5 protein-coding genes are annotated in these 13,209 nt (G+C 41.7%); all 5 read left to right on the top strand.

The annotated features are described in order from the left end of the window. Nucleotides 1–380 precede the first annotated feature (380 nt). Entirely contained in the window at nt 381–2,951 is a 2,571-nt protein-coding gene (locus tag QM629_RS14395) for a hypothetical protein (protein WP_415160585.1), read from the top strand. A 626-nt stretch (nt 2,952–3,577) separates the two neighbouring features. After that, a complete protein-coding gene (locus QM629_RS14390) occupies nt 3,578–6,682 on the top strand; it encodes a SusC/RagA family TonB-linked outer membrane protein (protein WP_415160584.1) in 3,105 nt (1,034 codons plus the stop codon). 37 nt (nt 6,683–6,719) lie between these two features. Beyond that, entirely contained in the window at nt 6,720–8,576 is a 1,857-nt protein-coding gene (locus QM629_RS14385; protein ID WP_415160583.1) for a RagB/SusD family nutrient uptake outer membrane protein, read from the top strand. 23 nt (nt 8,577–8,599) lie between these two features. Continuing rightward, nucleotides 8,600–9,586, top strand: coding sequence for a BT_3987 domain-containing protein (locus tag QM629_RS14380; protein WP_415160582.1), 987 nt, complete (start codon nt 8,600–8,602; stop codon nt 9,584–9,586). 468 nt (nt 9,587–10,054) lie between these two features. After that, on the top strand, nt 10,055–13,207 hold the full coding sequence (locus tag QM629_RS14375; RefSeq protein WP_415160581.1) for a SusC/RagA family TonB-linked outer membrane protein: 3,153 nt from the start codon (nt 10,055–10,057) through the stop codon (nt 13,205–13,207). Nucleotides 13,208–13,209: the final 2 nt, after the last annotated feature.

Genomic DNA, 13,209 nt, shown 5'->3' with positions numbered 1-13,209 from the left:
CGTGAGTTCGGGATAAGCGATATGTTTAAAGCTTGCAGATAGACCTCACCTAAATCCTCCCGAATGGCCGGGACAGGTTCTCCAAAGGAGAGGACTTCCGACGCCCTAAAACTCATAAAACATGCAAAAAATCATGTTTTTTCCTGCCCTTCTCCTTTGGAAATGCAAAGCATTCATTGAGGCAATTAAAAAATATATATGCACGAAATAAAAGGGTTGGGATGAGGTCGAAATAACAATCTAATCTTATCCCGAACTCACGTTATTAAAAATTATCCGGTTTTACTTTTCTGTTGCTTATTGCCTGTTCAATCGCCGGCAATTTAGCTATACCTTTGGCGCGTTTTAAACTGCTTGTTACATTATAACTTAATTTAAAAATGGGTTTGGTTAGAGGAAATGCTGCGTTCGCCAAATATGTATTGTTGTTACTGCTGTTGCCTGCCTGGGTGAAATCCCAGGGCCTGCAGTTCAATGCAAACGACAGCCTGCTTATAAAACGTACTTCGTATAATGTTTTTAATTCAGATAATACAATATTCAGCCACTATCTTTTGATCAGTTTTGATCTTTCTATATGGGATAAATCTAACCTGGGTTATATAATTAATGTAGCGGATAAAGAAAATTCTTACAGCCTCAGCTATCTTTTTGATAATGGCGCCGGTTACCTGAATTTTAATATTGATGCCAGGAGCAATAAAATTAAAATCCCCCTGCCATCATCGTTTTTAGCAAGGAAGAAATGGATGAAGGTGGTAATGAAATTTGACCTGGATAAAGACGCCATATATATTACCGTGAATAATAAAAATTACCAGGCTGACAAGCTGGGCCTGCATGGCAGCATACAGGCGCGGCTTACTTTTGGAAAAAACCCTTTATACACCGAAGTGCCGCATATAGCGGTTAAAAACCTTTCGGTGGGCGACTATTCAAAAAAATATTTTTTTCCGCTGAATGAATGGAATGGAAATAATGTGCACGATAAAGATGGCAATGTTATAGGATATGTGGAAAACCCTTTCTGGCTTGCTAACGAATCGTATTTCTGGAAACCCGTTTTCACACGTTCATTCAAACAGGTGGCAGGTTTAAATTTCAACCCGCCTGACCAAAACCTTTCTGTTTTTTCAAAAGACTCTCTTATAACATATAATGCAAAAAATAAAGATTTGGTAACAAGGCCATACAAAAATGCCATGCCCGTAAATATGGTATTGGGCAAAAACATTATCAATATAAAAGAAAATAAGGCATACATATACGAATTGTTTGATGTACAGGCCGGCCAGCCTTCCATAGCATCGCTCGATCTTAATCTGAATAACCTTGAATGGAAAACCGTAGGCAAAGCCACCTGGAGCAATCAATTGCATCACCATAATGTGTTTTACGATGCCGCAGGCGATACAATTTATTTATTTGGCGGTTACGGGGCTTTTAAATACCACAACAGCTTTTTATTTTACGACAGGCGGTCAGACAAATGGCTGCCGCAAATTTTTACAGGCGATAAAATAACGCCGCGGTTTTTTGCCGCCACCGGCCCTTCAGACAGGCCCGGCGAAATATTCTTATTTGGAGGTTATGGCAATGAATCGGGCAACCAGGTTGTGGGCGGAAGGCAATATTATGACCTCTACAGGATCAACCTGCAAAACCACCATATAAAAAAATGCTGGGAAACTAAACCTGACAGCGGCATGTTTGTGCCGGCCAACAATTTGGTACTGTCGCCCGATAAAAAGTTTTTTTATGCGCTTTGCTACCCGCATGAGGTGGCCAAAACAGAACTATCGCTGTACAAATTTTCAATTGAAGACGGAACGTATGAAATTGTAAGCGCCCCCATACCAGTTACATCAGAACGGATAGAGTCAGACATGAACCTGTTTTATGACAGCCATACAAACGAATTTTTTTGTACGGAGCAGGAATTTGCCGACAGGAACAGCTCCACTATAAAATTATTCTCGCTGGAAGGGCCGCCATTAAGCAGGGCGCTTTACCAGCAATCGCTTAACCCGGAAAAGCCTTCAAAAAATTATGCTGCATATATAATTGCAGGTGGGCTTATAATTGCTGTGGTTGCCGCTTTTACCGCAATTGTATTTGTAAGAAGAAAGAAAAGCGGGGCCGGGGTTGAGGAAGCTGTTGAACCATTGAAAATGCCGGCAATTGCAGAAGCCGAAGCTGAGGCAACGGGGAATGAACCTGAGGAAGCGGTACCCGTAATTAGCGAAAAAACGCAAAATGCTGTTTATTTATTGGGTGATTTTTTGGTGTATGATGCAAAGGCATTGGACATAAGCCACTTGTTCAGCCCGAAAATAAAGCAGCTTTTTGTGCTGATCTTGCTGAACAGCATTAATGGGGAAGGCATCAGCTCAAAAAAGATTTCCGCCATCCTATGGCCGGATAAAGAACTTTCAAAAACCAAAAACATACGCGGCGTAACGTTCAATCATTTGCGCAATGCCATCAGCAATATTCACGGCCTGGAATTGCTTTTTTCAGGTGATAATTATTTTTTTAAACTGGAGGACAATGTTTTCTGCGATTATGCTGATGTTTTAAAATCTTTGAACAGTAATCATCTTTCGGCAGAAAACCTGGCGGTTGTTTTACGTGGCGGCCTTTTGCCGGAAATGCAGGATGTCTGGCTGGAAAAATATAAATACCGGTATGAACAGCGGTTAATTAATCTTTTAACCACGCAGGTTAAGCAGGCTTACGAAGCAAATGACCTGAAACAGGCCCTTGAAATTTCAAGGCATATATTAAAGATTGAGCCGTTTAATGAAGAAGCCATCAAATATGAAATAGCCGCCCTGAAAAAATTAAAAGGCGCCAGGTATGCCCGGAAAGTTTTTGATCAATATGCGGATGAATATAAGCGTTCGTTGGGTGACGACTGCCCTGTAAGGTTTGACAATATATTGATATAGTTATAACCCGGATGCAATTGAAATTTAAAATTTATTGTCTTAGCCCCCAATAAACTGGATAGATTTTTCAAAAAGGTTTAGACCTTTTTTTTGTTTTGAGCATTGAGTTTTTGAAGACATCTGCAACAAAGATGATTGAGAAGGGCAGGGAACAGTTTGTTCTATTCAATTGCAAATAACCATCAACTATCGTTGTATTGCTGTTTGCTGTTTCCATTTTTCAGATATAAGAAATTGGTTGCTGTCGGATAAGTAATATGGAATTTAAACCTGTCAGGAGGCAGTGCTTTTTGAGCCTCAGATTACACTCATCCCTTATTGCTTCCATTTCTTTTTTAATATCAGAATGTTTCCGGCACACTCTCTAACCCGAAATTTTATTAAGCAATCGCTTAGAATTTTTTAACAAAAACGCCTTAAAATGTTAAGGTTAACTAAAATTATTTCATTGCTAACCCTGCTTTTAACCCTTTTTTTAACACCATCCGGAATAAAATTACACCGTTGAAACAGTGCTTGCTTTATTAAACCAAAAAGCCAGAACACTTAATTGCAATTTTTAAACCATCGCCGGAAGACCATGCCGGCATATTAAAATTAAATCATCTGAAAAAAACAATTGCCTAATGAAATTGTACTTGCAAAAAAGAAGGTGCAAACTGCTGCTCTTATTCTGTTTTATTTTGTTTCTCCATTCAAAAAATCATGCCCAGGAAATTAAACAGAAGGTTACCATTACCGGTACTGTTCGTGATAATGTAAATGCTGTTTTAAATGGTGTAACTATTATTAATCTCAACACGGGTAAGATTGCGGTTACCAATACAAATGGAGCATTTTCCATCGAAGCCACAAAAGGTGATTCACTGAAAGCATCTTATGTAGGTTATCTTGATTACAAATGGGTATTTAGCGACCAGTTAAATTTTGACATCGCTCTAACTGCAGCAACAGGCAGTTTGAATGATGTAGCTGTAGTTGGATATGGTCAGCAGAAAAAAATTACCGTTGTTGGTGCACAATCAACGATAAACGCTCAGGAGATTCAGGCGCCTGTGGCTAACCTGAGCACTATGCTTGCAGGCCGCATTTCGGGAATAGTGGGCGTGCAAAGAACGGGTTTGCCGGGCAGTAACACTTCGGATATATGGATACGCGGTATATCTACTTTTGGCGATAATAACGGAACGACTCCTTTGGTTGTTATTGATGGTGTACAGGGGCGCAGCATTGATGATTTTGACCCGGAAGACATAGAAAGTTTTACAATATTGAAAGATGCCTCAGCAACAGCAGTATATGGAGCCCTGGGCGCCAATGGCGTTATAATAATAAATACGAAACACGGCAAAACTCAAAAAGTAAGTTTAATGGCCAATTATCTGGAAGGCATAACCGCTTTTACCAAACTTCCGAAAATGGCAGATGCAGGAACCTATATGAACCTGAGAAATGAAGCAGAGATTGCTTCCGGTAATGTTGCAGACTATTCTCAAACTAAGATAGACAGTACGCTTTCTCCCACCGCTAACCACTATGTTTATCCCAATGTAAACTGGATGAAGCTGCTGTTCAGGAATCTTTCTTCCAACAGGAGACTGAATTTTAGTGCAACCGGAGGAACAGAAAATGTACAGTTTTATACTTCTGTGGCATATTATGAAGAATCGTCTCTGCTGAATGTAGATGCCTCACAGAGTTATAACGCCGAAACCCGTTATCAGCGTTATAATTATGTTTCCAATATAGACATGAAATGGACCAAAACAACCAAGTTTTCTTTAGGTATTACAGGATATATTACACAACTTAATCAACCCGGTAGCGGATCAAGCACTGCATTCACCGAAGCCATGGAAGTAAATCCGGTGCGTTATCCGGCTATGTATCCGGGTAATTTGGTAGCGGGTATTGCCGAAGGCAGCAATCCTTCCGCTAATCCTTATGCCGATATAACACAAAAAGGCTATCAGCAAACTTTTGGGTCTGAAATTTCTGCTACAACCCGCCTGGATCAGGATTTGAGTTTTCTGTTAAAAGGATTATCCGCCAACGGGCAGTTCTCTTTCGATACATACAGTACTAATACACAATCTCATACACGCCAGCGAAGCACGTATTACTTAAATCAATCCTCGCCCTATAACAGTGATGGCTCTTTAAACCTGTACCAAACCATTTCCGGATCAGATGTTTTAAGTTATGGTTACAGCTATTCTCAAACCCGGCAGTTTTCTTTACAGGGGCAGGTTCAATGGCAGCGAAGCTTTGGCGACCATAATGTAAATGCAATGCTGGTGTATAGCCAGTTAAGTATTCCTAATCCCACTGCTACCAGCGAGTCCGATGCTATTCCTGAGCGCACCCAAAATTATGCTGCAAGGGTTACTTACAACTATCAGAACAAATATCTTGCTGAATTTGATGCCGGTTATACAGGGTCGCAAGTGTTTTCTCCTGAAAACCGGTATGGGTTTTTTCCTTCTTTGGGTGTAGGCTGGGTGTTGTCCAGTGAAAATTTCTGGAAACCATTGTCCAATATATTCCAGTTCTTTAAACTGCGCTACTCGAACGGTTATTCAGGTGCTGTGGGCGGTACACGCTTTGATTATATTACTACCATTACAACCAGTGCTTTGGGAATTACCTTTGGTACGCCCAGCAGTAGTACCTCGTACAGCGGTATCAATATTTCCCATTACGGAGCCAATGTAAAATGGGCAACATCACACGATCAGGATGTTGGGTTGGAATTTAAAGTATTGAATAATAAACTTTCTGTTGTTTTAGACTGGTTTAATAAATATAGAACGGGCATCTTCCTAACGAGGGCTAATTTCCCGGGTTTTGCAGGCCTTCAATACAATCCGGACGGTAACTATGGCATTACTCAAAACAGGGGATTTGATGGTACGCTTGAGTTGTTTCCCATCCCGATCACGAACAAACTTTCTGTCGCTTTCAGGGGAACTTTTACCTATAATAAAGATAAATTACTGGAAAATGGAGCCGCTCCTTATGAAGAATCTTATATGGACCCGCGGGGCCAGAATATTTTAGCCAGTGATGATTACGGTTATGTTGCTGAAGGCCTGTTTCAGAGCCAGGCAGAGATTGATAACCATGCCGACCAGTCGGGGGTGGGCGGCAGCGCCAGAGTGGGGGATATTAAGTATAAAGACCTGAACGGTGATGGCGTGGTTGATACATACGATGAAACTTATTTGGGCCATGGAGATGTACCGTCTTTAACATTTGGCCTGGGTTTCAATTTACAATATGGCCCATTTTATCTGAGTGCCTTTTTTGAAGGAATAGAAGGTGCGGACAGAATGATTAGCAGTGTTGCCAGAAGTCCTTTTTCCGGTTCTGAAGACGCTAATGTTTTCGCTAATGTCACAGACCGGTGGACGGAGGATAACCAGGCAAAGCATCCTTTTTATCCGCGCCTCGCTTATGGATCAAGCGCCAATGCCAATAATGATGTAGCCAGCTCCTGGTGGGTGAAGGATATTTCTTTTATACGTTTTAAAACACTGGATTTAGGTTATAATCTTCCAAAAAGCATGTATAAACACATTGCAGCCCGCGATGCCCGAATTTATGTTGACTGCGTAAACCTGTTGTATTGGAGCCCTTTTAAGCTATGGGACCCTGAGTTAGATACAGGCGATGGTAATACTTATCCCAACACACGTAATTTTTCGATCGGCCTGCAAATACATTTTTGAATAATAACCGAATTCTATCTTATAAATTATTCTTGTTATGAAATATAAAATTTTTGGCGCAGTCATTTTAATTTTGGCTATAACCTCGATATTATCTCTTTCCTCCTGCAAAAAATTTCTGGACCAAACTCCAAGCGTCACTTTATCTGACGATTCCATTTTTGCCAGCCTGGCAAACGTAAAGGAATATTTAGCCCAGGTATATGCCAATATTCCCGATCCCTATGCAGCCAGAACCGGGTGGAATGGCCACGACGGATATTATAGTCTCATTTGCGATGAGGCAAACTGGCTGGGAGAACCCGATTTAGGTGGAGAAGAATTTTTATATAACACGCTTTCTGCCTCTTATGACGGATTTGAATACCTGTGGCCTGAGTGGTATAAGCCAGTACGCACTGCTAGTGATTTTATCAGCAGAATTGATGGCGCCAATTCTACAGAAGTAACCGACTATTTAAAAGCGCATTTTAAAGCAGAAGCCAGGGCGATGCGCGCTATCTTTTATTTTTGGCTGTTGCGCTTGTATGGCCCGGTGGTTATTCTTGAGTCGCCTATATCTGTATCTGCGTCCACTGATGAAACAGAACTTCAACGGACTCCTTTCGACTCGTGCGTTAATTATATTGTTACGCAATTAGACAGCGCTTATGATGAGCTGGAAGCTATTTCAACTACCAGCCAGCCGGTTAATGAGCCGCTGGATGGAGAATATGGCAGAGTTACCTCCGGTGTGTGCAAAGCTTATAAAGAACAGGTTCTCATGCTGGCAGCAAGCCCTTTGTTCAATGGTAATTCTGCATATACTTCTGTTACGAATCCGGATGGTACAGCCCTGTTTTCACAAAGTTATGATGAAACAAAATGGGAGGAAGCCGCTACTGCCGCAAAAGACTTTATTGATGAATTTGTGCCCGGTACATACGATCTGTTTACAGAAACAGACACCTCCGATTTCATGGCAGCTTACGATGCCTGCCGGGATGTAATATCAACCGATTGGAATGATGAATGGATTTTCGGTAAATCTATGAGCAGCAGTATTGGAACTTACACGTATAATGCCTATCCTAAACTGGTAGGATATTCAAATGTAACCACAGGTGGAAGCTTTATGGCTGTTAATCAGTCAATGGTGGACTCTTTTTTCATGCAGAATGGGTATCCCATTGGTAATGCTAACTCCGGTTATCAGCAATCAGGATTTACAGCATTTAAAGCCCCATTCGATGTCGAAGAACGGTCCACATATAATCAATGGATAAACCGTGAGCCCCGGTTTTATGCGGACGTTACCTATAACAACAGCTATTGGTTAAACCAGGGAAGCAGCGCCACGGAAGTAATTGTGGATATGGAATATAGCGGTTCCAGTGGAAAAATTCAAAGTGACCACGATTACTCATCAACAGGGTACCTTGTTCGCAAGAATATAACAAAAGGCACAGATAGCAGAGGCTGGTGTTATTTGCGCCTTGCCCAGATATATTTGGATTATGCGGAAGCCCTTAATGAATATGACCCCGGTAATTCGGATATATTAAAGTATGTGAATTTAGTTAGGGCAAGAGCAGGCATACCGCAATATGGGAGCGGAACAGGGATGATACCGGCTCCTACTTCCCAGAGCGATATGAGACATGCCATCCACCAGGAAAGGCAGGTAGAATTGTTTATGGAACAGGTAAGGTATTTCGATTTAAGGAGATGGATGCAGGCGGCTGTTACGCTAAGCACCCCGATATATGGAATGAATATATATGGAGACGGTACTGATTTTTACCAGAAAACATTAACCAAGAATATATCTTTTACCCAGCGGTGTTATTTGTGGGCGATTCCAAGCTCAGAAGTAAGAAAAGATTCCAAATTGACACAAAATCCCGGTTGGTAATAATAAATATTTAAAAAATATTAATGATGAAATGTTTTTCAAAAAAGAGAGTTCATCTCGCTCATACAATAAGCTTCTGTCTTTGTATCAGTTCGATAGCAGTTTTAATGTCAGGATGTGTCAAGTGGGCTGCGCTGACCTCCGAAAATGAAGGAAGCGTTTATATGTCTCAGGCGTATGGCGAACGGTCTGAATTGACAATTTATAAAATTGACTCCCTGCAAATAGTATATTTTGGCGCATCAATAGCCGGTTTCAATGGTGCAACACAGGATGTTACGGTAAACTTTGAAGTGGATACCTCCTTAATAACCCAGTTCAATGCAGATTATGCTTATCTCAACTATGATTTTGTTGCATTACCTGCAGACGCTTATACTGTTTCTGGTTTAACTTCCACAATAAAAAAAGGCGCCTCGGATTCAGATCCCTTGTCTTTAAGTATATCAGCTTCCGGGCTGGATGGAACAAAGGATTATTGTCTTCCGATAAAGATCACAAGCATCTCAAAAGGCATATTAGACACAACCCTGAGCGTTGCTTATTTTATGATAGATTCCCTTTACATACGTTCACGCGATATAACGTCTTCAGGAACGCTTACAGTAAGTAACGAAAATTCCGACGGATCAGACGCTACCGAAGGTTCTGTGCGGCTGACGGATGATGATTATACTACCAAGTTTTTATATACCTGGGTGGCTGATTCCTGGATGCAATTAAAATTTGATTCTTCTTATGTTTTAAATGCATATACGCTTACCTCAGGGAATGATGAGCAAAGCAGGGATCCTTATACCTGGCAATTACAGGCTTCTAATGACGGAACGAACTGGACCGTTTTGGATGAACGGACTGCTTATACATTTAGCGACAGGCTCCAAACCGTAACCTTCGAATTTAATCAGTCTGATGATAAAGCATACTCCTATTACAGGTTGTATATAATTGAAAATTATGGTGCAACGTTATTTCAGTTGGAGGAATGGAGGTTGCTTCAATATTATTAATAGTACAAATTTGTTGTAAATCAGGGAGGGCAACCTTTAAAAAGTTGCCCTCCCTTAAACTATACTCATAAGCAGTTAACACATCATCCTTTTGTTAAAGCCATTTTATACTATAATTTTTTAAAAAAAGCCTGTGAGCGTGGCTGCTAACATGAACAAGAATATTTATAAAAATATTGCAATAAACAATAACATACTCCTACTCGCATTCCATACATAAGAAGCCGGTACATCCACGCTGCTCTTTTTGTAAAAGCATTTTAAGGCAGGTTCAGGCATAAAGAATTGCATATCAGGCCTGTCGAAATTCCTTATCGGCAAGGTTAATGAGTTTTTTACCGATTTAACCCTGTATTTAACCCTCGGTTTAATATATTATTCTTTATCATTGCCCCGATTGTAACGATTCTATAAGACCAATCTTTAAGATTGCTTAAACTAACGAAACCATTTTTCTAAACGCTTTTTATGAACAAAAAGTTAATTGCAACAAGGGGAAGCTGCTTTAAAGTTTCCCGGAAAGCCCAACTGTATGTATTTGCTGTTTGCCTTGCCTTGTTTTGTCATTGTAAAACCATATTTGCCCAAACCCAAACCGTTCAGGGCACTGTGCACAATGAAAAAGGCGCGCCTTTGCCCGATGTGAGCGTTAAAGTAAACGCAGGGCCGGTGGGCACCATGTCAGATCAAAACGGCCACTATTCAATTAATGCAAAAAAAGGCGCCGTGCTTATTTTCAGCTATGTTGGATACCAGGATAGCATGGTTACTGTAGGCGATGCTGCGGTTATTAATATAACAATGCTTCCCGGGTCTTCCAATTTGAATGACGTGGTGGTGGTAGGTTATGGCACCCAAAAGAAAATTACCCTTACCGGCGCCGTTTCTTCCGTTAAGAGCTCGGACATCGTGGCTACAAAAAATGAAAACGTAATGAACATGCTTACCGGTAAGCTTCCCGGTGTGCGTGTTGTGCAAAAATCATCTGAGCCGGGAACATTCAATAATACATTTGATATCAGAGGCCTGGGGGATGCCCTGGTGGTGATTGACGGGATACCGCGGGACAATATGGCCAGATTGAATGCTGACGATATTGAAAGTATTTCTGTGCTGAAGGATGCATCCGCATCGGTGTATGGGGTGCGTGCGGCGAATGGTGTTGTTTTAATTACCACCAAAAGAGGAAAGAACGGCCCTACGCAAATAGGTTACAGCGCCAATTTTGGTCTTCAAACGCCTATTGGTTCGCCCAAAAGCACCAGCGCTGCAGACTGGATGGTGCTGGCAAACGAAAAATCCATGCATAACCAGAGCGGCGGCACCCTGCGTTATTCAGAAGATGAGATTGAAGCATACAGGAACGGCACTGAACAGGGCACTGACTGGTATAATGCAATCATAAGCAAATCAGCGCCCCAGATGGAGCACACGCTCACCACAAGCGGCGGATCTGATAAAGTGCAGTATTACGCCTCATTAGGCTATATGTACCAGGAATCTTTCCTGCGCAGCAACAGCAATAATTATAACCGGTACAACCTGCGCTCAAATGTGAGCGGGCAAATTTCAGACAGGCTGAAAATGGAAGTGCAGATGAACGGCATTGCTGATAAATCAGACAAAAATTACGAAAGCACAGACTGGATTATCCGCTCCATGGAGAGGTCTTCTCCCATTCAGCCTATCTATGCCAATAATAATAAAGCGTACCTGCAGGACGGCTGGGTTGACGGTTCTAATGCCGTGGCAATGGCCGATGCAGGAAAAAGCGGGTATAACCATTATGACAACAAATGGTTCCAGTCATCTGTAAGCCTTGAATATGATGTTCCGTTCTTAACAGGCCTTAAAGCAAAAGGATTATTTGGTTACGACTACCAGGTTATAGACAATAAAACGTATAAAAAAACCTACGACCTGTATGATTATGATGATGCTTCCGACAGTTACGATGCCGTAACCAATCAAAGCCCAAGCACTTTATTGCGCGAATATTATACAAAACAGTCTGTATTAACCCAGCTTTCATTAAACTATAACCGCACTTTTTACGGTGTGCATAATGTAAGCGCCTTATTGTTGTATGAAGGGCAAAGCCGCAAAGGCGATAATTTTTATGCACAAAGGGAATTAGCCCTTCCGCTCGACCAGCTTTCTGCGGGAAACAGCGACGACCAGGTGGGCAGCATGTCAACCAGCTCAAGCGATTTATATGATTATGCCAATATTGGATACGTGGGCAGGGTTAACTATAATTTTAAATCGAAGTATATAGCGGAGTTCAGCTTCAGGTATGATGGTTCTTCCAGGTTTGCATCTTCTCATCGCTGGGGCTTCTTTCCATCAGGCTCTGTTGGCTGGCGTTTTACCGATGAAAATTTCTGGAAAGCTCTAAATTTCAACTTTATAAACGATGCAAAGCTCAGGGCTTCCTATGGTGTTTTGGGCGATGACAATGCTTCCACTTACCAGTACCTGAATGGTTATACCTACCCTGCAGATGGTGAATACAACAATTTGCCCGGAGGGTCTTTTTTTGATGGCTCTTTTGTTAACAGTTCTGTCAGCACAGGCATTGCCAACAAAAATATTACCTGGTACACAGCCAAAACCTTCGACGTGGGTTTGGATGTAAATGCAAAAAACGGGTTGCTTGGAGTAACGGTTGACCTGTTTCAGCGTAACCGCAGCGGGCTGTTGACCACCCGCAGTGTAAGCCTGCCTTCTGTAGTGGGGGCAGATTTGCCCCAGGAAAACCTGAATGGCGACCTCTCAAGGGGCATAGACTTTGAAGTAAATCATCGCTATCATATTGGCGAAGTATCCTATTCATTAAGAGGAACATTTGGATACACCCGCACAAAATACACGCACCAGGAGGTGGGCACTTATGGCAGCAGCTATGCTGAATGGTTAAGCAATACCAACGGCCGTTATTCAGATATAGTATGGGGATATAAAGGCATCGGGCAGTTTCAGTCGTACGAAGAAATTGCCAACAGCACCGTAAAGTATGGTACCGGCACACTGCCTGGCGACTATAAGTATAAAGATGTGAACGGCGATGGCATTATATCAGACAAAGACCTGGTGCCTATGAGCTATAGCGGCAGGCCGATGATCACCTATGGCTTAACAGCAAACCTTTCGTGGAAAGGGTTTGATGTGAACCTGTTGTTCCAGGGCGCTGCCAAAGTGTGGGTAAATTATGTAGAAATACTGGCTGAACCGATATGGGGTTCCAATTATTCCAATGCCCTTGAAATGTTTATGGACAGGTGGCACCCCGTTGACCCCACTGCCGATCCTTATGACCCAAACACCAAATGGGTGAAAGGAAAGTATGCCTATACAGGCACGGTTGCCGCATCTAATTCCACCTTTGCTTATTACAATGCCAGCTATTTACGGCTTAAATCCGTTGAAATTGGCTATACGCTGCCGGCAACTTTAATAAAAAGGGTTGGCATACAGGGGGTGAGGGTTTATGCAAATGTATATAATGCATACACCTGGTCTAAAATGAAATACATTGATCCGGAACATCCCAATGATAGTTACGGTAATGTTTATCCGCTCAACAGAACATACAACTTGGGTTTTAATGTAGAATTTTAAAC

It is taken from the genome of Parafilimonas sp. (genome assembly GCF_047606085.1).
Taxonomy (GTDB): domain Bacteria; phylum Bacteroidota; class Bacteroidia; order Chitinophagales; family Chitinophagaceae; genus Parafilimonas.
Note: the sequence above shows the minus strand (reverse complement) of the source record. Positions and strands in the feature narration are given on the sequence as shown.

Coding starts and splice junctions, on each gene's coding strand:
- QM629_RS14375 (WP_415160581.1), top strand. CDS start 10,055: ATGAACAAAAAGTTAATTGCAACAAGGGGAAGCTGCTTTAAAGTTTCC.
- QM629_RS14390 (WP_415160584.1), top strand. CDS start 3,578: ATGAAATTGTACTTGCAAAAAAGAAGGTGCAAACTGCTGCTCTTATTC.
- QM629_RS14380 (WP_415160582.1), top strand. CDS start 8,600: ATGATGAAATGTTTTTCAAAAAAGAGAGTTCATCTCGCTCATACAATA.
- QM629_RS14385 (WP_415160583.1), top strand. CDS start 6,720: ATGAAATATAAAATTTTTGGCGCAGTCATTTTAATTTTGGCTATAACC.
- QM629_RS14395 (WP_415160585.1), top strand. CDS start 381: ATGGGTTTGGTTAGAGGAAATGCTGCGTTCGCCAAATATGTATTGTTG.